Annotated in this window: 21 protein-coding genes, 1 tRNA gene and 1 pseudogene; 5 read left to right on the top strand and 18 right to left on the bottom strand. The window is 70.1% G+C overall.

Features of this window, described 5'->3' with window-relative positions; genetic code table 11:
• The 15 genes and pseudogenes from C516_RS21210 to C516_RS0115620 all read right to left on the bottom strand — a co-directional run.
• Nucleotides 1–669, bottom strand: a pseudogene (locus tag C516_RS21210) (transposase); the annotation flags it as partial.
• 323 nt (nt 670–992) lie between these two features.
• Nucleotides 993–1,068 (bottom strand) — tRNA-Lys (locus tag C516_RS0115685).
• A gap of 65 nt (nt 1,069–1,133) precedes the next feature.
• Nucleotides 1,134–2,042 (bottom strand): tol-pal system protein YbgF, encoded by a 909-nt coding sequence (gene ybgF / locus C516_RS20630; protein ID WP_018719365.1) that lies wholly within the window; start codon nt 2,040–2,042, stop codon nt 1,134–1,136.
• 3 nt (nt 2,043–2,045) lie between these two features.
• A complete protein-coding gene (gene pal / locus C516_RS0115675; protein ID WP_018719364.1) occupies nt 2,046–2,624 on the bottom strand; it encodes a peptidoglycan-associated lipoprotein Pal in 579 nt (192 codons plus the stop codon).
• A 34-nt stretch (nt 2,625–2,658) separates the two neighbouring features.
• Nucleotides 2,659–3,939 (bottom strand): Tol-Pal system beta propeller repeat protein TolB, encoded by a 1,281-nt coding sequence (gene tolB / locus C516_RS0115670; RefSeq protein WP_018719363.1) that lies wholly within the window; start codon nt 3,937–3,939, stop codon nt 2,659–2,661.
• A 63-nt stretch (nt 3,940–4,002) separates the two neighbouring features.
• Nucleotides 4,003–4,980 (bottom strand): cell envelope integrity protein TolA, encoded by a 978-nt coding sequence (gene tolA, locus C516_RS19800; RefSeq protein ID WP_018719362.1) that lies wholly within the window; start codon nt 4,978–4,980, stop codon nt 4,003–4,005.
• Nucleotides 4,980–5,381 (bottom strand): protein TolR, encoded by a 402-nt coding sequence (gene tolR, locus C516_RS0115660; protein ID WP_018719361.1) that lies wholly within the window; start codon nt 5,379–5,381, stop codon nt 4,980–4,982. Before tolR ends, tolA begins: the two co-directional genes overlap by 1 nt.
• Before the next feature lie 63 nt (nt 5,382–5,444).
• Nucleotides 5,445–6,152, bottom strand: coding sequence for a protein TolQ (gene tolQ / locus C516_RS0115655; RefSeq protein ID WP_018719360.1), 708 nt, complete (start codon nt 6,150–6,152; stop codon nt 5,445–5,447).
• A 576-nt stretch (nt 6,153–6,728) separates the two neighbouring features.
• Nucleotides 6,729–8,066: a sigma 54-interacting transcriptional regulator gene (locus tag C516_RS0115650; protein WP_018719359.1), complete on the bottom strand. Its 1,338-nt coding sequence runs from the start codon at nt 8,064–8,066 to the stop codon at nt 6,729–6,731.
• Between the two features lie 2 nt (nt 8,067–8,068).
• Entirely contained in the window at nt 8,069–8,614 is a 546-nt protein-coding gene (locus C516_RS0115645) for a hypothetical protein (RefSeq protein WP_018719358.1), read from the bottom strand.
• 7 nt (nt 8,615–8,621) lie between these two features.
• The gene (locus C516_RS0115640) at nt 8,622–10,097 is read right to left on the bottom strand and encodes a HAMP domain-containing sensor histidine kinase (protein WP_245558794.1); all 1,476 of its coding nucleotides are present in this window, start codon (nt 10,095–10,097) and stop codon (nt 8,622–8,624) included.
• Between the two features lie 5 nt (nt 10,098–10,102).
• Nucleotides 10,103–11,143, bottom strand: coding sequence for a Holliday junction branch migration DNA helicase RuvB (gene ruvB / locus C516_RS0115635; RefSeq protein ID WP_018719356.1), 1,041 nt, complete (start codon nt 11,141–11,143; stop codon nt 10,103–10,105).
• Between the two features lie 14 nt (nt 11,144–11,157).
• Nucleotides 11,158–11,766: a Holliday junction branch migration protein RuvA gene (gene ruvA / locus C516_RS0115630; RefSeq protein WP_018719355.1), complete on the bottom strand. Its 609-nt coding sequence runs from the start codon at nt 11,764–11,766 to the stop codon at nt 11,158–11,160.
• Nucleotides 11,763–12,281 carry a crossover junction endodeoxyribonuclease RuvC gene (ruvC, locus tag C516_RS0115625; RefSeq protein ID WP_018719354.1) on the bottom strand — a complete coding sequence of 173 codons (519 nt, stop codon included), beginning with the start codon at nt 12,279–12,281 and terminating at the stop codon, nt 11,763–11,765. Before ruvC ends, ruvA begins: the two co-directional genes overlap by 4 nt.
• A 48-nt stretch (nt 12,282–12,329) precedes the next feature.
• The gene (locus tag C516_RS0115620) at nt 12,330–13,073 is read right to left on the bottom strand and encodes a YebC/PmpR family DNA-binding transcriptional regulator (RefSeq protein WP_018719353.1); all 744 of its coding nucleotides are present in this window, start codon (nt 13,071–13,073) and stop codon (nt 12,330–12,332) included.
• A 158-nt stretch (nt 13,074–13,231) separates the two neighbouring features.
• Between C516_RS0115620 and C516_RS0115615 the strand changes: the two genes are divergently transcribed.
• Nucleotides 13,232–14,482, top strand: a complete 1,251-nt coding sequence (locus tag C516_RS0115615; protein ID WP_018719352.1) for an HDOD domain-containing protein — start codon at nt 13,232–13,234, stop codon at nt 14,480–14,482.
• Nucleotides 14,483–14,491: 9 nt separating this feature from the next.
• Here the strand turns inward: C516_RS0115615 and C516_RS0115610 are convergent, their stop codons facing one another.
• Nucleotides 14,492–16,201: a long-chain-fatty-acid--CoA ligase gene (locus tag C516_RS0115610; protein ID WP_018719351.1), complete on the bottom strand. Its 1,710-nt coding sequence runs from the start codon at nt 16,199–16,201 to the stop codon at nt 14,492–14,494.
• A gap of 171 nt (nt 16,202–16,372) precedes the next feature.
• Between C516_RS0115610 and pabB the strand changes: the two genes are divergently transcribed.
• From pabB to phbB, 4 genes are all read left to right on the top strand, one after another.
• On the top strand, nt 16,373–17,698 hold the full coding sequence (gene pabB, locus C516_RS0115605) for an aminodeoxychorismate synthase component I (protein WP_018719350.1): 1,326 nt from the start codon (nt 16,373–16,375) through the stop codon (nt 17,696–17,698).
• Nucleotides 17,699–17,855: 157 nt separating this feature from the next.
• Nucleotides 17,856–19,034: an acetyl-CoA C-acetyltransferase gene (locus C516_RS0115600; RefSeq protein WP_018719349.1), complete on the top strand. Its 1,179-nt coding sequence runs from the start codon at nt 17,856–17,858 to the stop codon at nt 19,032–19,034.
• Between the two features lie 66 nt (nt 19,035–19,100).
• Nucleotides 19,101–19,625: a polyhydroxyalkanoate synthesis repressor PhaR gene (gene phaR, locus C516_RS0115595; RefSeq protein WP_018719348.1), complete on the top strand. Its 525-nt coding sequence runs from the start codon at nt 19,101–19,103 to the stop codon at nt 19,623–19,625.
• A gap of 204 nt (nt 19,626–19,829) precedes the next feature.
• Nucleotides 19,830–20,576: an acetoacetyl-CoA reductase gene (phbB, locus tag C516_RS0115590; protein ID WP_018719347.1), complete on the top strand. Its 747-nt coding sequence runs from the start codon at nt 19,830–19,832 to the stop codon at nt 20,574–20,576.
• A 52-nt stretch (nt 20,577–20,628) separates the two neighbouring features.
• Here phbB and C516_RS19795 read toward each other — a convergent pair whose 3' ends face one another.
• Together C516_RS19795 and C516_RS20625 are read right to left on the bottom strand one after the other, a co-directional pair.
• Complete coding sequence (locus tag C516_RS19795; protein WP_018719346.1) at nt 20,629–21,633, bottom strand: alpha/beta fold hydrolase; 1,005 nt, start codon at nt 21,631–21,633, stop codon at nt 20,629–20,631.
• Nucleotides 21,630–22,331 carry a poly(R)-hydroxyalkanoic acid synthase subunit PhaE gene (locus C516_RS20625; protein ID WP_018719345.1) on the bottom strand — a complete coding sequence of 234 codons (702 nt, stop codon included), beginning with the start codon at nt 22,329–22,331 and terminating at the stop codon, nt 21,630–21,632. Before C516_RS20625 ends, C516_RS19795 begins: the two co-directional genes overlap by 4 nt.
• Nucleotides 22,332–22,337: the final 6 nt, after the last annotated feature.

The following is a 22,337-nucleotide window of genomic DNA, read 5'->3' as shown; positions in this document are numbered from 1 at the left end:
CCAGGCACTTGATCGCCCGCCCGTCAGCGACACGGTCGAAGACGAAGTCCAGCGACCAGACCTCATTGGCGGCGCCCGGACGCACCAGCGGCTGACGATCCGCCAACGGCACCTTCTTGCGCTTTCGACGCCGCACCTGAAGCCCCTCCGCGGCGTACAACCGCTCAACTCGCTTGTGGTTGACCGTCCAGCCCTGCTGGCGCAGCTTCAGGTAGATCATCGCCGCGCCGTAGCGTCGATGACGGTGCGCCAGGCGCAGGATCTCTTCCCGCAACGCCCCGTTGCGATCGGCCGCCGGCCGATAGCGCAGCGCGCTCGCACTCATGCCGATCACCGCCAGCGCGCGACGCTCGCTCAACCCGCGGCCTTTCATCTGACGCACCAGCTCGCGCCTCGCCGGGGCGCTCACCACTTTTTTCGCAGCGCCTCCCGGGTGACCTCGTTCTCCAGCATCGACTCGGCCAGCAGCCGCTTCAGTCGGGCGTTCTCCGCCTCCAACGCCTTCAACCGCTTGGCGTCCGAGACGTCCATGCCGCCGAACTTGCTACGCCAGAGGTAGTAGCTCGCCTCGGAGAAACCGTGCCGCCGACACAGCTCCTTGACCGGCACGCCGGCCTCGGCTTCCTTCAGGAAACCGATGATCTGCTCTTCGCTGTAGCGCTTCTTCATGCCCAATCTCCTGACTTCCAGTGATTGGACTCCAGATCGCCGTGCTACTCAATCTCGGGGGGACGTCGCAGGCTCGTGAATAACTTGTGGTCGGCTATGCCGTCCATCATGTTATTCATCAGCCTGTGCACACGGCCCCGTCAGGGGCTGTCCACACGTAGGTTGTCCCCCATTGCCTGGGCTTCGGGTCAAGTTCGATGGATGGTCACGGTCCCGAGGATATCGGGTCAGGCGCTGTCACTGGCGTTGACAGTTGGTTGACACCTTAAGGGGTCTAAGCCCGCTGTGAGGGCTGCGGGCGTCGTCTAAGTATCTGAATATATTGGTGGGCCCTGCTGGATTCGAACCAGCGACCAGCGGATTAAAAGTCCGATGCTCTACCAGCTGAGCTAAGGGCCCGGAGACGCGGGATATTAGCGGATCCGCGGCGGCCGGACAATCCCGGCCGCCGCATCGACGGGCGGTCAGCCGTCGATCTGGTTCAGCCGCTGGCGCGCGAGGTTGGCCGCGGAGGAGTCCGGGTAGTTTTCCACGACGCGGCGCAGGGTCTCGCGTGCCTCGCCGAGCTGGCCGCGCTCGTAGCGGATGTAGCCGATCTTGAGCAGGGCGTCTGGGCGCTTGGCGCTGTCGGTGTAGTCGTCGAGTACGCGCTGGAACTGCTCGAGTGCCTCGTCGAATTCCCGCTGCACGTAGTGGGTCTCGCCCAGCCAGTAACGCGCGTTGTCGGCGTACGTGCTGTCCGGGTGCTGTTGCAGGAAGCGGGTGAACGCCTGGCGGGCCTCGTCGTAGCGCCCGGCGCTGAGGGTCTCGAACGCGGACTGGTAGGCGTTGCGCGCCGCGCCCGCGTCTTCGCTACCCGTAGTGCCGCCGCCCGACGGCGAGCTGCCGGCGGCGGACATGCCGCTGTCCCCGCCGCTCTGGCCGGTGTTGGGGGGGCTGTCCGTCCCGGTGCCGGAGTCCGTGTCCGAACCGGTATCGGCAGCGGACGAGTCGCCACCGCCGGTGCCGCCCGAGGCGCTGCTCCCTGAGGCGCTGCCACCGTTGCCGCCACCGCCCTGGCCGTTCTCCAGTGCGACGAGGCGGCTGTCGATGTCCTGGTAGATCTTGCGCTGGCGCTCGGAGAGCTCGTCGACCCGCCGCTCCAGCTCGCTGACCCGGCCGTTGAGGCGCTGGACTTCCTGCTGCAGCGAGGAGAACTGGTTGAGCATGCGGGTCAGGGCGCCGCTGTCGAGGCGCCGCTCCAGGGTGGTGACGCGCTGCTCCAGGCTCTGGCCGTTGGACTGCTGTGCCGCCGCCGGCGCTGCGGCGGCGGCGAGTACCGCCGCCGCCAGCAGCGCGGGCAGCCCGCGTTTGAGGGTATTGGTGTGCATCATGGGCTAGCGCTCGTAGACGAGTTCCACCCGGCGGTTCTGCGACCACGCCTCCTCGTCGTGGCCCGTCGCGGCCGGCTTTTCCTCACCATAACTCACCACGGAGAGCTGATCACCCGCGGCGCCGTTGAGGGTGAGGACGTCGGCGACGGCCTGGGCACGGCGCTCGCCGAGGGCGAGGTTGTATTCACGGCTGCCGCGCTCGTCGGTGTGGCCCTCGATGTTCACGCTTACCTCCGGATGGGTGGAGAGGTACTGGGCGTGCTTGGTGAGGGTCTCAACGTCCTCGGGGGCGATCTGGGAGCTGTCGAACGGGAAGTAGAACACGCGCTCGGACAGCGGGCTGGACGGGTCTTCCAGGTCGGCGCTGGTGAAGCCCCCGGAGCCCTGGGCGCCGGAGGCCTCGACGCCGCTGCCTTCCATGTCGCCGCTGCTGCCGGTCCCGGCCGTCTCGCTGCCCTGGGCGCCGGCGGTCTGGCCTTCCTGACCCCCTGCTGCCGCACCGCCGCCCTGGTCGGTGGTGGCACAGCCGCTGAGGGCGAGCGCGATGACGATGATACTGAGCCAGCGGATGGGATGCTTCATGGGATCCTCCGGTTATCGGATAGTCGGTTGCGGGTTATTCGGGCGACCAGGCGGGTTCGCGCACGTCCCCGTTGCCCTGGATCAGGTTCGCCTCCGCCCGGCCGTGGACGGAGATGGTGGCGATCGTCGGCGTGCCGCCGTGGGTGCGGGTGTAGGCGATCATCACGCCGTTGGGTGCGAACGTCGGGCTCTCGTCCAGTGGTCCCTGGCTGAGCACGCGGGTGGTGTCCGTCTCCAGGTTTTTCACGGCGATGCGGAACTGGCCGTTGCGGCGGTGGACCATGGTGAGCAGCCGGCCGTCCGGGGAGATGTCGGCGGAGGCGTTGTAGTCGCCGTCCCAGGTCAGGCGCTCGGCGTCGCCGCCGCGCACGCCCTTGCGGAAGATCTGCGGCCCGCCGGCGCGGTCGGAGGTGAAGAGCACGGACTTGCCGTCCGGTGCCCAGACCGGCTCGGTGTCGATGGCCCAGTGGCTCGTGAACTGCCGGGTCTCGCCGCTGTCGATGTCGAGGATGTAGATGTCCGGGTTGCCGCCCCGGGAGAGGGTCACAGCGAGGCGTGAGCCATCCGGCGACCACGCCGGGGCCCCGTTGATGCCCTTGAACTGTGCGACGGTGCGGCGCTGACCGGTGCCGACGTTCTGGACGACGATCTCGGAGCGGCCGGCCTCGAAGGAGACGTAGGCGATACGCTCGCCCTTCGGGCCCCAGGCCGGCGAGAGCAGGGGCTCACTGGAGGTGACGATGGTCTGCGGGTGGTGACCGTCCGCCTGGGCGACGACGAGCCGGAACTGCCGGGCATCGCCGGCGCCGGCGGCGCGGACGTAGGCGAGGCGGCTGTTGAAGCCGCCGCCGCGGCCGATGAGCGCCCGGAAGACCTCGTTGGCGATGGTATGGGCGAGGCGGCGCAGGTCGCTGCCGGAGGCGGTGTAGCGCTTGCCGACCATGCGTGAGCCGGCGTAGACGTCGAGCAGCTCGAAGCGGACCTGGTACTGTCCGCCATTGCGCTCTACCGAGCCCACGAGGAGATTGTCGGCGCCGATCACCCGCCAGTTGCGGAAGTTGACGTCCTCCATGCGCGCGGGCCGGGCGAGGAAATCCTCCCGGGGCACGGCCTCGAACAGGCCGGTGCGCGTGAGGTCCTCGCGGACGATGCCGGCGATATCCTCCGGCGCGGCGTCCCCGCCCTCGAAGGGCACGACCGCGATGGGCAGCGCGCCCAGCGCGCCGCCGGTGATGTCCACGGTGATCTGGGCCTGTGCCTGGGTTGCGGCGAAGCCGAGGATCACGGCGAGCAACAGGCGTTGCAGTCGTTTCATGGCGATTGGTCCCGTAACTACTGCCGGCGGTGATCCATCATCACCCGTGCCGTGTGAACACTGCTAGCCCTGTGGGCTGAAGTGCAGATCAATCGGGCTGAGCCGCTTCGCGACCGCCTCGTCGTTCGGCATGCGCAGCTCCGCGGTCTTGCGGACCGCGCGCAGCGCGGACTCGTCGAAGGCCTGGTTGCCGCTGGACTCCACCAGTTCCGCGCCGCGGATCAGTCCGTTGGGGGCGACGCGGATGCGGATCACGCAGGTCAGCCCGTCCGGAACGGTGGGCGGCCGGGTCCAGTTGCCGCTGATCTGGTTGTTCCATACCCCCGAGAGGCTGGCGACGGCCTGATCCGCGGCCCGGGCGGCGCGTTCCTCGGCGAGCTGCTCCTCGAGCGCCGCCTCGCGCTCGGCCTGTTCGGCCTTGCGTTTTTCCTCGAGCTTGCGCTGGCGCTCCGCCTCCGCCTTACGCTGCTCCTCGAGTTTGCGTTTGCGCTCCGCCTCGGCCTCGCGTTCGGCCTTGGCCTCGGCGAGGCGCTTCTCCTCGGCCTTGCGCTGTTCCTCGAGCTTGCGCTGGCGTTCCGCCTCCGCCTTGCGCTGCTCCTCGAGCTTGCGTTTGCGCTCCGCCTCGGCCTCGCGTTCGGCCTTGGCCTCGGCGAGGCGCTTCTCTTCGGCCTTGCGTTGTTCCTCGAGCTTGCGCTGGCGTTCCGCCTCCGCCTTGCGCTGTTCCTCGAGCTTGCGTTGCCGCTCCGCCTCGGCCTCGCGCTCGGCCCTGGCCTCGGCGAGGCGCTGTTCCTCCGCCTTGCGCTCGCGCTCGATGCGCTCCAGCTCGGCCTGGCGTTTCTCCTCGGCCTGCTGTTTCTGCTCGGCGATGCGCTCCATTGCGGCCTTGACCCGCGACTCGTCCACGGTCACGGTCTGGATGGCACGGGTGTCCGGCTCGCTGCGCACCGGCGGTGCCGCGGAGAAGCTCAGGCCCAGCGCGACCAGGGCGGCCACGTGGACGCTGACGGCGAGGGCGATGTCACCGGCGAGGCCACCCCGCATCAGCGCTCCCCGGCCGGCGGCTCGGTCATGAGTCCCACCTGGGGGACGCCGGCCTGCTTGAGCCGCGCCATCACCTCGATGACCCGGCCGTAGCTGACGTTCTTGTCACCGCGCACGAGTACCGGGACGTCCGGGCGCTGGCGGCGCACGGCGGTGATCGTCGTGATCAGCGCCTTCGCGGAGACGGGCTCGTCCGGGGTCTCGCCGACGTTGAGGTAGGTCTGGCCCTCGCTGTCGACCTCGATGATCACCGGCTCCTGGTCCTGCTGCGGCATTGCCTCGGCGCTCTGCTGGGGCAGGTCGATCTCCACGCCCTGGTAGAGTAGCGGCGCGGTGACCATGAAGATCACCAGCAGTACCAGCATCACGTCGATGTAGGGCACGACGTTGATCTCGGCCATCGGCCGGCGCCGGATGCGCTGTCGGGGCGGAGGGAGCGTGCTACGCAAGGTGGCGGCTCCTGATCAGTCCGCGGCGCTGCGCGCGCCGCCCGCTGTGTGCTGGGCCTGGACGTGGCGCTGGAGGATGCTGGTGAACTCCTCCACGAAGATCTCGTAGCGGTTGAGCATGCGCTCGATGCGGCTGGCATAGCGGTTGTACGCCACCACCGCCGGGATCGCGGCGAACAGCCCCATGGCGGTCGCGATCAGCGCCTCGGCGATGCCCGGGGCGACGGTGGTCAGCGTCGCCTGCTGCATCTGCCCGAGGGCCATGAAGGCGTTCATGATGCCCCAGACCGTGCCGAACAGGCCCACGTAGGGACTGGTCGACCCCACCGTGGCGAGGAAGGGGACGTAGGATTCGAGGTCGTCCGTCTCCCGGGACAACGCCACGCGCATGGCCCGGTGGGCGGCCTCGATGGTCGGGTCGCCGGCCGCGCCCTGCTTGCGCATGCGCGAGAATTCCCGGAAGCCGGCCCGGAAGATGCGTTCCATGCCGCCGGCTTCGTGGTGCGGGGTCTGCATCTGGGCGTAGATCTCGGCGAGGTTGCCGCCGGACCAGAAGCGCTCCTCGAAGGCCTCGGCGCCGGCGTGCGCCTGGCGCAGGGCCCGGCGCTTGCGGAAGATCAGTACCCAGGAAGCCACCGATGCGGCGAGCAGCGTCAGCATTACCAGCTGAACAACGAAGCTCGCCTGGAGCACGAGGTGGCTGAACGTCATGTCAACCGACATGGATGGTCTCCGCTCGCGACGATCTGTGGACGATGGCCCGGCTGCCCGTGCCGGCGATTCGGTGCCCCCCGGCACCGTGGCCGCGCCGTGCGCTGCCGGCCCCGCTGCGGGGACGGTTGCGCGCGGCGAATGGAGCGCCAATGTAGCTATCCTGCCTCGGCGCGGCAAGCGGCTGCATGACGGCCATGGCTACAGGCGGTGGACCGGGGGAAGCGCCCCCGGGTTCCCGGGGGCGTTCAGGAAGAAAAAAGCACCTGCAGACCGGAATGAGGGGGTGACGGGGCTAAAGAAGCCTGCAGGCGCGTGAACCGTTTGGCGTCGTGCCGCTTGCGCGGCGCCGTGTCTTGCCATGGGTGCAAGACTACCACCGCATTCCGGCGCGTCTAATCGGGGGCCGGGCAGGCGTTTCAGAAGGGCACGGGCGTATTTTTAAAAGGCTGTTTTTAGAGTGATTTTTTTGAGTTCTCGGTGTCTGTCGTGAAGTAACGACACCGCGCCGGGTCCCAGCCGGGGCGGGGATTCCCGGCCCCGGTGGCATCCGGCGTCGTTTCGCCGCGACACCACCGGGGGCGGGGGTCAGCGCTGGGGCTTGAACATCCCCGGGTTGAGCTCATGGCGATTGAGCAGCTTGTAGAACTCGGTGCGGTTGCGCTTTGCAAGCCGGGCGGCCTGGGTGACGTTGCCCTGGGTGATCTGCAGCAGCTTGACCAGGTAGTCCCGCTCGAAGTCCCGGCGGGCGTCGGCGAAGGCCGGCAGGCCGGGGGTGTCGTCGCGCAGGGCCTTGCGCACGAGGTCGTCGGAGACGATCGATGCGGTGGAGAGGATGGCGACCTGCTCGATGACGTTGTAGAGCTGGCGGATGTTGCCCGGCCAGGGGGCGCTGACCAGCCGTTCCAGGGCCGGCTGGGCGAGGCTGCGGAGGTCCTTGTCGTACTTCGTCGCCAGCTCCCGGAGGAAGTGGTTGGCGAGCAGGGGGATGTCCTCGCGGCGCTCGGAGAGGGACGGCAGGTGCAGGGACACGACGTTGAGCCGGTAGTAGAGGTCCTCGCGGAATTCCCCGTCCGCCATGGCCTGCTCAAGGTCGCGGTGGGTGGCGGAGACGATGCGCACGTCCACCGGCACCGGGGTGTTCGACCCCGACGGGTGGATCTGCTGCTCCTGGAGTACGCGCAGGAGCTTGACCTGCAGCGCGGCGGGCATGTCACCGATCTCGTCGAAGAACAGCGTGCCGCCGTCGGCGGTGCGGAACAGGCCGGTCTGGCCGTCGGCGGTGCCGAAGAGCTCGGCCTCCAGGCGCTGTTCCGGGATGGCGCCGCAGTTGACGGGCACGAACGGCCCGTCCGCACGGCGGCTGGCCCGGTGGATCGCCCGCGCGAGCACCTCCTTGCCGGTGCCGCTGTCCCCCTGGATGAACACGCTCGCCTCGCTGGGGGCGATCAGCCGGGCGCGCTGGAGGATCTCCTCCATTGCCGCGCTGCGGGTGATGATCTCGGCACGCCAGGCCTGGGAGGCCGCGTCCTCGTCGTCCTCGGCGGGGATCGCGCCGGACAGCCGCAGGGCGCTCTCCACCTGCTGGAGCAGGTACGGGGCCTCGAACGGTTTGGTGATGAAGCTGAACACGCCGCTCTTGGTGGCCCGTACCGCCTCGGGAATGGTGCCGTGCGCGGTGAGGATGATCACCGGCAGGCTCGGGTGCTGGTCGTGGAGGCGCTGGAACAGCGTCATGCCGTCCATGCCGTCCATGCGCAGGTCGGTGATCACCAGGTGCGGGCGCACGGCGGTGATGTGCGCCAGCGCCTCCTCGCCGCTCGCGGCGGTGGTGACCTCGTAGCCGCGCGAGCGCAGGCGGATGGAGAGCAGGCGGAGCACGCCCGGGTCGTCGTCCACCACGAGGATGCGGTAGGCCGTGGTCATGGTTACTGGGTCCCGTTCCGCTGTTGTTCGCGTTGCTGGAGGCTTTCCTCGATGGCCTTCAGGCCTTCGAGCTGATCGCGCAGCTGGGCGTTCTCCGCGCGCAGCTCCTGGATCGCCGTCTTCAGCCCCTTGTTGCCGGCGTGGCCGGCCGCGGCCTCGCCGCGCCAGTACAGCCCGTCGGCGATGACCGCCGCGAGCACGCCGGCGGGCGTATCCGCGGTGGCGGCCGCGTCCAGGCAGTCGTCGAAAAGCCCGTCGATGGCCGGCGGTTCCGCATTGCCGGGCAGACGCAGGGCGAGTATGCCGGCACTGAGCTCGGCGGCGTCGCAACGCCCGTCCGTGCGCTCCGCCAGCTGGTGTGTCATGCGCTCGCGCAGTTCGTCACCGGACAGGCCCTGGCTGCCGCGCACGGCCTGGAGGGCCATGGCCACGGGTCCCGGTTCGGTGTCCGGCAGCTGCTGCTGCGGCGGTGGTGCCTTCCGGTGCAGATTCTGACAGCCCGCGAGGGCGGTGGCCGTAAGCGCGAGGACGGCCATCATGCGTTTCATGCGTCGATCACTCCTTGCCCGCTGCCGCCAGCGCGGTCCTCGCGTGCTGCGGGGCAGGGCCGCGCAACGGCAGGATCACGCTGAACCGGCCGCCGGCGTCATCGCCGGCATCGCCGATCCCGATGCGACCGCCGTGCGCGAGGGCGTATTCCCGGGTGATCGACAGGCCGAGGCCCGTGCCCTTGACGTAACCTTCCGGCTGGTTACCTCCCTGGTAGAAAGCCTCGAAGATGCGCTTTCGTTCGCTTTCCGGCACCCCCGGGCCGTCATCCTCGACGGCCAGCGTCACCCACTCATTGTCCGGTTCGATGGTAACCCGAACGCGGCCCCCGGTGGGCGAGAACTTGATCGCATTGGAGAGGAGGTTGTCCACGATCGTGCGCAGTTTTTCCGCATCGCCGCGCATCGGTACCGCCGTCTCCCGGAAGTCGAGGTGGAGCTCACGGGCGCGGATCGCCGCGCGGTGGCGACCGAGCACGTCGGCGGCGATCTCGCCGAGGTCGACCTGCCCGAGGCGGAGCTGGGGGAGCTGGGACTGGGTGCGCGAGAAGTCGAGGAGATCCTCGATGAGGCCCTGGAGCTGGCGGCCGCTGTCGTCGAGGATCGTGGCGATCTCGCGCTGCTCGTCGTTGAGCGGGCCGACCACTTCCTCGCTGAGGAGCTGGCTGGACTCGCGGATCGCGGTCAGCGGCGTCTTGAGTTCGTGGGAGACGTGCCGCAGGAAGCGTGTCTTCTCGTTCTCCAGCTCGATGAGCCGGTTGCGCAGCCAGTCCAGTCGTGCGCCCAGGGCCTGGAGGTCCTGGGGGCCGGAGACGGTGATCGGTTCGTCGAAGCGGGCGGCACCGAGCCGGCGGATGGCCTGGTCGATACCCCGGATGGGCCGGGAGATGAGCACGGTGAACACACCGGCGGAGATCAGGGTCAGCGGCAGCAGTGCGGCGCCCATCCAGAACAGCCAGCGCTGGGCGGTGGCCCCCAGCGACTGCATGCGCCGGACCTCCTGGTCGATGACGTCGTTGCTGCGCGTGCTGACCGCCTCGGCGAGCTGGTTCATGGCGATGAAGCGGTCGGTCACGACCTCCTGGGTGAGCCCGGCCGGTGCGCTCTCGGCGGTGAGCGTGTCGAACAGGGTCTGCTCGCGCTCGTCGAGTACGCTCAGCAGCCGCCGCTGCGTGGTGGTGGTGGCGAAGCGGCGCAGCTCGTTGAAGTTGTCGCGGAACTGCTGGTGGGCGTTACGGTAGACCTCCAGCAGGCCCTCGTCGTCCAGTACCAGGTGCTGGCGCGCGGCGCGCTCCAGCGCGGTGAGGCTGTCGTCCAGGTTGCTGGAGAGCTGGATCGCGCGGGCCGCGTTGTAGACCGTGGTGTGCGCCTGCTCGGAGAGGCGGTCGACGTACACGCCGGCGTAGCCCAGGGCCACGAACAGCGGCACGATCACGAAGCCGAAGCCGAGGAGGATGAGCGAGAGTAGCGAGCGGGGACGCACGGCGGTCACTCGTCGGCGAACAGATCCCCGGGCAGCTCGCCGCGCGGGGGTGGCGCGAAGCCGCAGTGGCTCCAGGCGCTGCGGGTGGCCATGCGTCCGCGCGGGGTGCGCTGGAGGTAGCCCTGCTGGATCAGGTAGGGCTCGATCACGTCCTCGATGGTGCCGCGCTCCTCGCCGATGGCGGCGGCGAGGTTGTCCACACCCACCGGGCCGCCGTCGAACTTCTCGATGATGGCGCGCAGCAGCCGCCGGTCCTGGATGTCGAAGCCGTTGGTGTCCACCTCCAGCAGGTCCATGGCCGCGCGGGCCACCTCGGCGGAGATGTGGCCGTTGGCGCGGACCTCGGCGTAGTCGCGCACGCGGCGCAGCAGACGGTTGGCGATGCGCGGCGTGCCGCGGGCGCGGCGGGCGATTTCCTCGGCGCCGCCGGTGTCGATGTCCAGGGTCAGCAGACCGGCGGAGCGGCGCGTGATCTCGGCGAGATCCTCGACGCTGTAGTACTCCAGGCGCTGGACGATGCCGAAGCGATCGCGCAGCGGCGAGGTCAGCAGCCCGGCGCGGGTGGTGGCGCCGACCAGGGTGAACGGCGGCAGGTCGAGCTTGATGGAACGCGCCGCCGGGCCCTCGCCGATGAGGATGTCGATCTTGAAGTCCTCCATCGCCGGATAGAGGACCTCCTCGACCACCGGTGCGAGGCGGTGGATCTCGTCGACGAAGAGCACGTCGCCGGGCTCCAGGTTGGTCAGCAGCGCGGCGAGATCGCCGGGCTTGTCGAGTACCGGGCCGGAGGTCTGGCGCAGGTTCACGCCGAGCTCGTGGGCGATGATGTTGGCGAGCGTGGTCTTGCCGAGGCCCGGCGGGCCGAAGATCAGGGTGTGATCCAGCGACTCGTCGCGCCCGCGTGCCGCGGAGATGAAGATCTCCATCTGCTCGCGGACCCGGGGCTGGCCGGCATAGTCGCTCAGCCGGCGCGGCCGGATGGCGCGGTCGACGGCCTCGTCTTCGGGCAGGGCGGTGGAGCTGACGACGCGGTCGGCTTCGATCATGGTGTCACCTCCGGTCAGCGCACGGCGCGGCGCAGGGCCTCGCGGATGAGGGTCTCGCTGCTGTGGGCGCTGGTGTCGATGTCGGCGAGCAGCCGCTGCGCCTCGGCGGGCTTGTAGCCCAGGGCGACCAGCGCGCTCAGCGCCTCGCCGCTGGCGTCGTCCGCGCCCGTTCCGGCGCCGCCTCCGGTGGGGGCGGGGGTGACCGCCGCGGCGCCGCCGAACTCGCCGATGCGGTCGGCCATCTCCATGACCAGGCGCTCCGCGGTCTTCTTGCCCACCCCGGGCAGCCGCGTGAGGGTCGCGGTGTCGCGGGCCTCCACGCAGCGCACGAAGTCCTCCGCGCGCATGCCGGAGAGCAGGGCGAGGGCGAGCTTGGGGCCGACCCCGGAGACACGGATGAGCGCCCGGAAGAGTCGGCGCTCGGCCTCGCTGAGGAAGCCGAAGAGCACCTGGGCGTCCTCGCGCACCGCCAGGTGGGTGCGCAGGGTCACCTCGCCACCGATCTCGGGTAGCTCGTAGAACACCGACATCGGTGCCTCGATCTCGTAGCCCACGCCCTGGACGTCCACCACCAGCACCGGCGGCTGTTTCTCGACCAGTTTGCCGCGCAGCCGTGCGATCATGCCGTGCGTCCCCGTCCGGCGAGCCGCCCGGCAAGGCGGTCGCGGTGGATGTGGCAGAGCGCGACGCCGAGGGCGTCGGAGGCGTCCTCGCGCAGCCGGCCCTGCAGCCCCAGCAGCGTACGCACCATGTACTGTACCTGTTCCTTGCCGGCGCCGCCGTTACCGGTGACGGCCTGCTTGACCATGGATGCCGTGTACTCGGCGAGCGGCAGGCCGCGGCCCACGCAGGCGCAGATCGCCGCGCCGCGGGCCTGGCCGAGCTTGAGCGCGGAGTCCGGGTTGTTGCGCACGAACACCTGCTCGATGGCCGTCTGCGCCGGCTGGTAGCGTTCCACGACCTCGCCGAGCTGCTCGAAGATCGCGCGCAGCCGCACCGGGAAGGCGTGGCCCTCGACGCGGATCACGCCGCTGGCCACGTACACGAGGCCGCGGTCGTGGCTGTCGATGATGCCAAAGCCGGTCACCCGCGAGCCCGGGTCGATGCCGAGCACGCGGCATACCCCGTCACCGCTCATGCCGGCAGCCGCACCGCCGTTGCCGCCGCGCGCTCGCCCATGACGGTGTCAGTCTTCCTCGTAGGCGGAGGGCTGGATGTCCGCGTTGGTGTAGACGTTCTGCGTGTCGTCGAGGTCCTCGAGGCGCTCGATCAGCCGCAGCGTCTTGCGCCCGTCCTCGTCGCCCACCTCGACGGTGGTCTCCGGGCGCATGGTCACCTCCGAGTCCGCCGGCTCCAGGTCGGCGGCGAGCAGCGCCTCCTTGGTGGCGTGGTAGTTCTCGGGGGCGGTGAGTACCTCGATGGAGCCGTCCTCGTTGGTGATGATGTCGTCCGCGCCCGCTTCCAGCGCCACCTCCATGATGCGCTCCTCGTCGCTGTCCGGCGGGAACAGCAGCACGCCACGCTGGGTGAACAGGAACGCGACGCAGCCGTCGGTGCCGAGGTTGCCGCCATGCTTGGAGAAGGCGTGGCGGACCTCGCTGACGGTGCGGTTGCGGTTGTCGGTCATGCAGTCGACCATGATCGCGACGCCGCCGGGGCCGTAGCCCTCGAAGCGCGGCTCCTCGTAGTTGGCGTTGTCGTCATCGCCAGAGGCCTTCTTGATCGCGCGCTCGATGTTGTCCTTGGGCATGTTCACCGCGAGCGCGCGGTCCATCGCCAGGCGCAGCCGCGGGTTGGTCTCCGGGTCGGGACCGCCCATGCGGGTAGCGACGCTGATCTCGCGAATGGCCTTGGTGAAGAGCTTGCCGCGCTTGGCGTCCTGGGCCTTCTTGCGGTGCTGGATGTTGGCCCACTTGCTGTGTCCTGCCATGATCCTCCCCGTCGGTGCACTGTCATGGACATCGGCTCTGGTGCGCGCGAGCGTTCGCCCGCACGACGATCCCGATAGATTACCATGACCGGGTACCGGGCACCGCGGGGAGTGGTTCCCCGCGGCCGGGGGAAAGGACGTTCGGGAAATCGGGGGCTATGAGCGAAGAGGTATTGGTTGACTGGCTCGAAGGGGTCTCGCCGCTGCAGGGGCTGGACCGCGAGCGTCTCGAGGCACTGGTCGCGGAGGCCGAGGTCGAGCGCCACGAGCCGCGCTCGGTGATCTTCCAGCGCGGCGACAGGGACGCGTGGACGCGGTATGTGCTCTCCGGCGAGGTGGTGCTGGCCACCGGTCCCGGCGAGCCGGTGCACAGCGTGGTCGGGCTGGGCGATGCCGGCGTGGCGGCGGAGCCCATCGGCATGGACGACGTGCACACGTGCAATGCCCTGGCACGTACCGCGGTTAAGCTCATCCGTGTGCCCACGGGGCGGATCCGGGCGCTGCTCGACGAGATCGGTCCGGGGCCGGCGAGCGATTACGAGGTCGACGAGATCGGCGCGGCGGACGAGTCCGACGAGCTCTACAGCGCGCTCATCGCCGACCTGCTCCAGGATCGGCTGGACCTGCCGACGATGCCGGACGTCGCCGTACGCGTGCGCTCGGCGATCGCCGACGAGCGGGCCGGCGCGCCGGAGGTCACGCGTATCATCCAGGCGGACCCGGCGGTCGCTGCGCGGGTCCTGCAGGCCGCCAACTCGGCGCTCTACCGCGGCGAGCGCACCGTGGACAGCCTCAACCAGGCGGTGGTGCGGCTGGGGCTGCGCAACGTCCGCGAACTGGTCACCGCGGTGACCATGCGCGAGGTCTTCAAGTCGAAGAACACCCTGCTGAACGAGCGCATGCTCGAGCTCTGGCAGCACAGCGCGCTGGTGGCGGCCACCTGCGCGGTGATGGCGCGACGGCTGTCCGGCTTCGATTCGGACCGGGCCCTGCTCGCCGGGCTCATCCACGACATCGGCGTGGTCCCCATGCTCGCCCATGCCTCGGAGTACCCCGGGCTGTCCGCCAATCCCGGGGCCCTGGAGCAGGCCATCGCGGCCCACCGCGACGATCTCGGGGCGATGATCCTGCGGCGCTGGAACTTCTCCGACGAGATGGTGGACGTGGCCCTGCTCGCGGAGGAATGGTCGCGGGAGTCGGAGGGCGGGGCGGACTACGCCGATCTGGTCATCGCCGCGCAGCTCGAGTGCCTGGGCGGCGGCGGGCCGGACAGCGAGCTCCCCGCGCTGGAGACGGTACCGGTCTACGAGCGCCTGGGGCTGGCCAGTATCGCGAGCGACACCGGCGAGACCCTGCTCGAAGAGGCCCACGACGAGATCGGCGAGATCCAGTCGCTGCTCATGGGCTGAGGCCCGGGCTCATTCCCCGGGCTTTCTCAGGTCCTTGCGCAGGATCTTGCCCACCGGCGATTTCGGCAGCTCGTCGCGGAAGAACACCCGCTCCGGCACCTTGTAGCCGGTAAGCTCCCGGCGGGCCCACTGGCGCACCTCCGCCTCGCCGAGCGACGGATTGCCGCTCACCACGAAGGCGTGGACGTGCTCGTCGCCCTCGTCGTCGCGCACGCCCACCACGGCCACCTCGTCGATGTCCGGGTGGGCGCCGAGGACGTCCTCGACCTCGTTCGGATACACGTTGAACCCGCTGACGTCGATCATGTCCTTCTTGCGGTCGACGATGGAGAAGTAGCCCCGTTCGTCCATGCGGGCGACGTCGCCGGTGTGGAACCAGCCGCCGCGCATGGCCGTTGCGGTCTCCTCAGGGCGCTGCCAGTAGCCGCGCATCACCTGGGGCCCGCGGACCACCAGCTCCCCGGGCACGCCGAGGGGCACGTCCTCGTCGTCCTCGTCCACCAGGCGCACCTCCGTGCCGGGCATGGGGATCCCGATGGTCCCCAGCCGGACCTCGCCGGCCGGCGGGTTCACCGCCACCACCGGGGAGGTCTCCGACAGGCCGTAGCCCTCGCAGATCGGGCTGCCCACGAGCCGTTCCCATTCCTCGGCGACGTGGGTGTGCAGCGCCGTGCCCCCGGATACCGAGAGGTCGATGGAGCGGGGCGGGTTCTCGCGGAACCAGGGCTCGCGCAGCAGGCCCTGGAACAGCGCGTTCACCGCCGAGAACTTGGTCACCGCGAACTGCTCGAACGCCCGGCGCAGCTTCGCCGGTGGCCGGGGCGACGGGCAGAGGATGTTGCGGCAGCCCGTGGTGAAGAAGGTCAGCATGTTAAAGGTGAACGCGAAGATGTGGTACATCGGCAGCGCGGTGAGCACGATGTCCTTACCGGGGCGCAGCACCGGCCCGGCGATGGTCAGGGTCTGGGCGACATTGGCCATGAGGTTGCCATGGGTGAGCTCCGCGCCCTTGGCGACGCCGGTGGTCCCGCCGGTGTACTGCAGCACGGCCGTGTCATCGCTCCCGCGCCGGGGCGGGGCGGCGCGCAGGGCGTCGGCCCCGCGTTCGCCCTCGGCGATGGCCTGCTCCAGCGGCGTCACGGCCATGGGCATGGCCGGGATCTCGCGGCGGATGTAGCGCAGCATCCCCCGGATCAGCCGCGACTTCAGCCAGGGGAAGAACGAGGCGATGCTCAGGGTCACGACCCGGGAGACGTCCGTGTCCCGGAGCGCCTCCGGGAGCTTGTCGGCGAACATGTCGATGATCACCAGTACCCGGGCCCCCGCGTCGCGGAGCTGGTGGTTCATCTCGTGGGCGGTGTAGAGCGGATTGACGTTCACCAGTACCGCGCCGGCCTTGAATGTGCCGAACGCGCACACCGGGAAGGCGAGGTTGTTGGGGGCCTGCAGCGCGACCCGTTCGCCGGGGGTGATCCCCGCCTCGTCGCGCAGCCAGGCGGCGAAGGCGTCGGAGGCACGGTCCACCTCCGTGAAGCTCAGGCTCGCGGTCATGCCGTTCTCCAGGCAGACCGTGAACGCCGGGGCCGAGCTGTGCTCCCGCGCCGCCCGGCGCACGAGGGCGGCGAGGTCGGTATCCGGCAGCGGCTGGTACTCGCCGCTGACACCGGGGCCATAGGCATCGAGCCAGGGCTGGGTCCCGGCGCGGTTGGAGTCGGTCATGGCAGCGCTCTCCTCCTGCACGGCGGCCGGCACCCGGTGCGCCGGTGCCGCGATTGTGCCATCCCCCGCCGCTCTCCCGCATTGGCCCTCTTCGCGGGGCTGGTACGATTGTCGTTCTTTGCGGCGGTCGTTTCACGCCGGACCAACGGAGCCTCTCCGAGAAGCCCGACCATGAACCATACGCTAGCGTATCCTCGCGATCCGGGGAAATCCTTTTCCGCCATCGCCGCACACTGGCCCGGTGCCGTGTGGCTCGACAGCGGCGGTGTCGCCGGTACCCGCTACGACATCATTGCCGCCGCGCCGCGGGCCTGGTTCCGGGTGGTCGACGGTGTCGTCCAGCGCCGCGGCACCGGGGGCGGGGCATGGGAGGACGCCGGCCTTTTCCCGGACGGGCTGCGGGCCGGGCTGGACCGGGCACCGGCGGGGCCGCCGCCGTTCGCCGGCGGACTCATCGGCTATTTCGGCTACGACCTCGGGCGCCGGCTGATGGGGCTCGCGGACGCCTCCGCCGGTACCGTGGAGGCCGAATTCGGGCGCTACGACTGGGCGGTGGTGATCGACCACCACCGGTGCCGGGCGTGGCTCGCCGGTCCGGCGGTGGATGCGCCGCTGGCGCACGCGCTGGAGGCGGCAATGGCGGCGACGCCCCCGGCTCGCCCCTGGCGGTTCGGCCCGGCGCTCGCGGACCTGGACCGCGAGGCCTACGCCGCGGCCTTCACCCGGGTGCAGCATTACCTCCACGCCGGGGACTGCTACCAGGTGAACCTGGCGCGCCGGTTCGAGGCGCCGCTGGAGGGCGATCCCCTGGGCCTGTGGCTGGCCCTGCGTGAGGCGAGCCCCGGTGGGTACGGCGCGTATCTCGACCTGCCGGGGCGGTCGGTGCTCAGCATCTCGCCGGAGCGGTTCCTGCACCTGCGCGACGGTGCCGTCGAGACCCGGCCGATCAAAGGTACCCGGCCCCGGGACCCGGAGCCGCGGCGCGATGCTGCCCTCGCCGCGGACCTGCGCGGCTCGCCCAAGGACCGGGCGGAGAACCTGATGATCGTGGATCTGCTGCGCAACGACCTCGGTCGGGTGTGCGAGACGGGCAGCGTGCGCGTGCCGCGTTTGTTCGACGTCGAGCGCTTCGCCACGGTGCAGCACCTGGTCAGCGTGGTGACCGGGCGGCTGCCCGCCGGACGCGACGCCCTGGACCTGGTGGCGGCCTGTCTGCCCGGCGGCTCGATCACCGGGGCCCCGAAGCACCGGGCGATGCAGATCATCGACGAGCTGGAGCCGACCCGGCGGGGTGTGTACTGCGGTGCGGTCGGTTACCTCGGTGACGATGGCGCGATGGACACCAGCATCGCCATCCGTACCGCCGTTGCGGCCGGCGGCCGGGTGGAATACCGCGCCGGCGGGGGCGTGGTCGCGGATTCCACCGAGGCGGGGGAGTTCGACGAAACGGGGGCCAAGGCAGCCGCCTTCCTCGGCCTCGTCTCCGCCCCGCGGTAAGCCGCCTGTCCCTGCGGAGTCCGGCCGGGACACGCACGGCCGGAGGTTTCCGCCCGCTGGTCGCGGCGTTTTTGTGCGGGGCGGCATCGCGCGCGCACGGCTGTTATGATCGACAGCTACTCAAAGGGCTCAACACAGACGGGTCAGGGAGGCAGTAATGGAAGATACGGTCATCGTCGCCGCCGGACGCAGCGCCATCGGCAATTTCGGCGGGGCCCTCTCGCAGCTCTCGGCAGTGGATCTCGGCACCCAGGTGCTTCGCGGTCTGCTCCAGCGCGCCGGCGTGGACGGCGAGCAGATCGACGAGGTGATCCTCGGCCAGGTCCTGGCTGCCGCCGCCGGTCAGAACCCGGCGCGCCAGACGGCGCTCAACGCCGGTCTGCCGGTAAGCTGCCCGTCCATGACCATCAACAAGGTCTGCGGTAGCGGCCTCAAGGCGACCCATCTCGCCAGCCAGGCGATCCGGCTGGGCGATGCGCGCACCATCGTCGCCGGCGGCCAGGAGAGCATGAGCACCGCACCGCACGCCCTGCCGAAGTCCCGCACCGGTCAGCGCATGGGCGACTGGAAGCTCGAGGACACCATGATCAAGGACGGCCTCTGGGACGCCTTCAACCAGTACCACATGGGCGTCACCGCGGAGAACCTGGCGGAGAAGTACGGCATCTCCCGCGAGGAGCAGGACCAGTTGGCCGCGACCTCGCAGCAGCGCGCCGAGGCCGCACAGAAGGCCGGGCGCTTTGCCGACGAGATCATTCCCATCGAGATCCCCCAGCGCAAGGGCGATCCGATCCGCTTCGACGAAGACGAGTTCATCAAGCACGGCTGCACCGCGGAGGGGCTCGGTAAGCTGCGCCCGGCGTTCAAGGGCGATGGCAGCGTCACCGCCGGCAACGCCTCCGGGATCAACGACGGCGCCGCCATGGTGCTGATGATGTCCGCGAGCCAGGCGGAGGCGCTCGGCCTGGAGCCGCTGGCGCGGATCCGTGCCTATGCCAACGCCGGCGTGGATCCGGCCTACATGGGCTCCGGCCCGGTGCCGGCGACCCGGCGCTGTCTCGAGCGGGCGGGCTGGTCCATTGGGGACCTGGACCTTATCGAGGCGAACGAGGCCTTCGCCGCCCAGGCGCTCGCGGTCAGCCGCGAGCTCGAATGGGACATGGAGCGTGTCAACGTCAACGGTGGTGCCATCGCCCTCGGTCATCCCATCGGGGCCTCCGGCGCCCGTATCCTCGTCACGCTCCTCCATGAGATGAAGCGCCGGGACGTGCACAAGGGACTGGCGACGCTGTGCATCGGCGGCGGACAGGGCGTCGCCCTGGCCGTGGAGCGATAGAAACCGCCACGCGCCGTCCGCCCCCGGGCGGCGCCCTCATCACCCAACGGCCAGGCAAGAGCACCCATGTCCGAGACCCGAGTGATCAAGAAATACCCGAATCGCCGGCTCTATGACACGGCGATCAGCAGCTACATCACCCTCGCCGACGTCAAGCGCCTCGTGCTCGACGGCGTGGACTTCGAGGTGGTGGACGCCAAGACCAAGGCGGATCTGACCCGCAGCATCCTTCTGCAGATCATCAGCGAGGAGGAGGAGGGCGGCGAGCCCATCTTCTCCAGCGACCTGCTCGCCCAGATCATCCGCTCCTACGGCGGGAACATGCAGAACATGCTCACCAGCTACCTGGAGAAGAGCATGGAGATGTGGGAGGAGCAGCAGCGCCTGTTCCACGAGCGCACCCGCAGCCTCATGGGCGGCGACCCGATGGAGATGCTCAGCCAGATCACCGAGCGCAACCTCGCGATGTGGCAGGCGATGAGCGGCTTCAGCGACGGCGGCGCCCGCCGCGGCTCCTCCTCCGGCTCCGGCGGCGGCAGCGACAAGAAGGGCGGCGGCTCCAGCTCCGGCGGCGGCAACAAGGACGACTGAGCCGGCCGCCGCATTCCGCATTACCGGCCCGGTGCTCCTGCGCCGGGCGGTCTCCCCTCTCCCGCTCCGTGGCGGCACGGGCGGGCCCGGAATCCGGTTGACACATCCCCGGGGCGGTCCTACGCTTGCCCGGTATTGTGCGCCGCACAATCCGCGTTGTGCGTGCGCGTCCATTCCGATCCATAGATTCAAGAGGTAGCCGGCATGAGCGAACGTCTGGCCCTGGTGACCGGCGGCAACGGCGGTATCGGTACCGAGATCTGCAAGCACCTGGTGCGCTCCGGCCACCGGGTGGTGAGCACCTGCGTCGACCCCGAGCGCGAGAACATCCGCGAGTGGCAGGCCGAACTGCGCGAGGCGGGTTACGAGGTGGACTGGGTCGCCTGCGACGTCTCGGATTTCGAGGCCTGCGTAGAGATGGCGAACCACGTCGAGCAGGAGTTCGGCAACGTCGACGTCCTCGTCAACGCCGCCGGCATCACCCGGGACGCGTTCCTGCACAAGATGGACCCGGACAACTGGCAGGCGGTGATCACGGTGGACCTCAACAGCGTGTTCAACGTCACCCGCCAGTTCGTCGGCGCTATGCGCGACCGCGGCTACGGGCGGATCGTCAACATCTCCTCGGTCAACGGTGCGGCGGGGCAGTTCGGCCAGACCAATTATTCCGCGGCCAAGGCCGGTATCCACGGCTTCACCATGGCGCTGGCGAAGGAGAGTGCGCCCAAGGGCGTGTCGGTGAACACCGTCTCCCCGGGGTACGTGCGCACGTCCATGACCGCGGCCATCCCGGAGAAGGTGCGCGAGTCCATCGTTGCCCAGATCCCGACCGGGCGGATGGCCGAGGCGGAGGAGATCGCGCGGGTGGTGGCCTTCCTCGCGGAGGAGCAGTCCGGCTACATCAACGGGGCGAACATCCCGGTGAACGGCGCGCTGTTCTGCAGCTTCTGAGCCCTGCCCCTGATGCATGCCCGAGGCGGCGGTCGCTTCGCCGCCGGCGGGCTCATTCCCTTGCCGAGAGCCAGTCGTCCAGCGCGGGATAGAGCGTGCCGTGGGCGTGACTGCTGATGAACACCCCCAGGTGTCCGCCGGGCAGCCGGTGCTCGGTGTACTCCCCGCCGGTGCGCCCGGCCAGCGCCGTGGCCGCGGCCAGCGGCACGAGGTGGTCCGCCTCGGCGGCGGCGTTGAACACCGGCACGCGGACGTCCTCCAGGCGCACCGGCCAGCCGCGCAGGGTCAGGCCGCCCCGGATCAGGGCGTTGTCCCGGTAGAGGGCACGCACGAACTCCACGAACGCGGTCAGCGCCTGATCCGGTCCCTCGTACATCCAGTGCTCCATGCGCAGAAACTCCCCCAGGGCCTCGTCGTCGTCCTCGGGGACGGTGCGGTAGCGGTCGATGAGCAGCGGCAGCGGGCGCAGGGCGGTGAACGCCCAGTTGAGCTCGCTGGCAGGGACGTTCCGGGCGCTCGCGTGAACCGCCGAGAGGTCCATGCCGCGGGCCATGCGTGCGAGCGTGTCCTCCGGGCCGGCACCGTCCACCGGCGTGGCGAGCGTGGTCAGCGTTGCCGCGGCCTGCGGGTTGCGTGCCATGTGGCAGAGCGCGAGGTAGCCGCCCTGGCAGACGCCGGCGAGGTGCGGCGGGCCGTCGCCGTGGCGCGCGCGCACCGTGGCCAGGGCGTTGCCGATGCCGGTCAGGGCGTAGTCGGCGAGGTCGCGGAAGCGGTCCGCGGCCTCCGGGTCCCGCCATTCGAGCAGGTAGACCGGCCGGGAGGCCGCCAGCCGTGCCACCACCGAGCGCCGCGGCGAGACGTCCAGCAGCTCGGGGCGGTTGACCAGCGAGTAGACGATCAGCAGCGGGCGTCCCGGCCCGCCAGCATAGTGGCGCAGGCGATACAGCGGTGTGGTCTCGACGACGGTGTACGCCTGCGCGAGGCGTTCGGCGAGGCCGCGGGCACGGGCGTCGGCGAGGCGTCGTCCCCCGGTTTGCCGCCGGCGTGCTGCGTTCATCCCGTCCCCAATCCGGCGAGCTGGCGCTCCAGCCGCGTGATGCGCTCCTGCGCGTTGGCGAGCTCGGCGCGGCTGGGCAGGCCCAGCGAGGGTGCGATCTCGTCCATGACCGCAGTGAGCGCGTTGCGGGTGGCGGTGGCTGCGCTCCAGAAGGCGGCCAGGGCCTCGGCGAGGCCGCCTTCGGCCAGGGCGCGCTCGTAGCGAACCTCGACGCAGGTCGCCCAACGCGCCAGGCGTGTCTCCGCGTCCGGCTCCGAGGTGTGTTCGATTGCCGCGGCGTAGTCCTCGGTGCCCGTGGCGACGATACCGGCGAGCGTGCCGGCGAGGGTTAGGGCGGCACGCTGCCAGTCGTGCAGATTCGAGGCGAGAGCGGTCAGCTGGCGCTGCAGGCTGCCCCCGGGGCCGAATCCGGCCGTCCCCGCCGGGGCCACAAAGCGTGCCAGCGGGCCGAGAAAAGCGAGGCCGGTTTCCCAGTCCGGTGGTGCGGGAGGGGCGGAGGGCAGGGCGGCCTGCCACTGGTGCAGGCCCGCCGCGCTGGTCCTGGCCGCTTCAGGGGTGGCGATGGCGGGATCGCTGCAGTGCTCCCAGAGCCGTTCCAGCGGCGGCAGGTCATCACCGGCGCCGAGGCCCCACGCCTGCTGCAGCGTGGCGAACCACCGTGCCATCTCCGCCTGCCAGTCTTCCGCGCCCGTGCCCATGGTCGT

It is taken from the genome of Arhodomonas aquaeolei DSM 8974, assembly GCF_000374645.1.
Taxonomy (GTDB): Bacteria; Pseudomonadota; Gammaproteobacteria; order Nitrococcales; family Nitrococcaceae; genus Arhodomonas; species Arhodomonas aquaeolei.
The sequence above is the reverse complement of the archived record's forward strand: the minus strand, read 5'-3'. Positions and strand labels throughout refer to the sequence as shown.

Coding starts and splice junctions, on each gene's coding strand:
- ybgF (WP_018719365.1), bottom strand. CDS start 2,042: ATGATGCACACCAATACCCTCAAACGCGGGCTGCCCGCGCTGCTGGCG.
- pal (WP_018719364.1), bottom strand. CDS start 2,624: ATGAAGCATCCCATCCGCTGGCTCAGTATCATCGTCATCGCGCTCGCC.
- tolB (WP_018719363.1), bottom strand. CDS start 3,939: ATGAAACGACTGCAACGCCTGTTGCTCGCCGTGATCCTCGGCTTCGCC.
- tolA (WP_018719362.1), bottom strand. CDS start 4,980: ATGCGGGGTGGCCTCGCCGGTGACATCGCCCTCGCCGTCAGCGTCCAC.
- tolR (WP_018719361.1), bottom strand. CDS start 5,381: ATGGCCGAGATCAACGTCGTGCCCTACATCGACGTGATGCTGGTACTG.
- tolQ (WP_018719360.1), bottom strand. CDS start 6,152: ATGTCGGTTGACATGACGTTCAGCCACCTCGTGCTCCAGGCGAGCTTC.
- C516_RS0115650 (WP_018719359.1), bottom strand. CDS start 8,066: ATGACCACGGCCTACCGCATCCTCGTGGTGGACGACGACCCGGGCGTG.
- C516_RS0115645 (WP_018719358.1), bottom strand. CDS start 8,614: ATGAAACGCATGATGGCCGTCCTCGCGCTTACGGCCACCGCCCTCGCG.
- ruvB (WP_018719356.1), bottom strand. CDS start 11,143: ATGATCGAAGCCGACCGCGTCGTCAGCTCCACCGCCCTGCCCGAAGAC.
- ruvA (WP_018719355.1), bottom strand. CDS start 11,766: ATGATCGCACGGCTGCGCGGCAAACTGGTCGAGAAACAGCCGCCGGTG.
- ruvC (WP_018719354.1), bottom strand. CDS start 12,281: ATGAGCGGTGACGGGGTATGCCGCGTGCTCGGCATCGACCCGGGCTCG.
- C516_RS0115620 (WP_018719353.1), bottom strand. CDS start 13,073: ATGGCAGGACACAGCAAGTGGGCCAACATCCAGCACCGCAAGAAGGCC.
- C516_RS0115615 (WP_018719352.1), top strand. CDS start 13,232: ATGAGCGAAGAGGTATTGGTTGACTGGCTCGAAGGGGTCTCGCCGCTG.
- C516_RS0115610 (WP_018719351.1), bottom strand. CDS start 16,201: ATGACCGACTCCAACCGCGCCGGGACCCAGCCCTGGCTCGATGCCTAT.
- pabB (WP_018719350.1), top strand. CDS start 16,373: ATGAACCATACGCTAGCGTATCCTCGCGATCCGGGGAAATCCTTTTCC.
- C516_RS0115600 (WP_018719349.1), top strand. CDS start 17,856: ATGGAAGATACGGTCATCGTCGCCGCCGGACGCAGCGCCATCGGCAAT.
- phaR (WP_018719348.1), top strand. CDS start 19,101: ATGTCCGAGACCCGAGTGATCAAGAAATACCCGAATCGCCGGCTCTAT.
- phbB (WP_018719347.1), top strand. CDS start 19,830: ATGAGCGAACGTCTGGCCCTGGTGACCGGCGGCAACGGCGGTATCGGT.
- C516_RS19795 (WP_018719346.1), bottom strand. CDS start 21,633: ATGAACGCAGCACGCCGGCGGCAAACCGGGGGACGACGCCTCGCCGAC.
- C516_RS20625 (WP_018719345.1), bottom strand. CDS start 22,331: ATGGGCACGGGCGCGGAAGACTGGCAGGCGGAGATGGCACGGTGGTTC.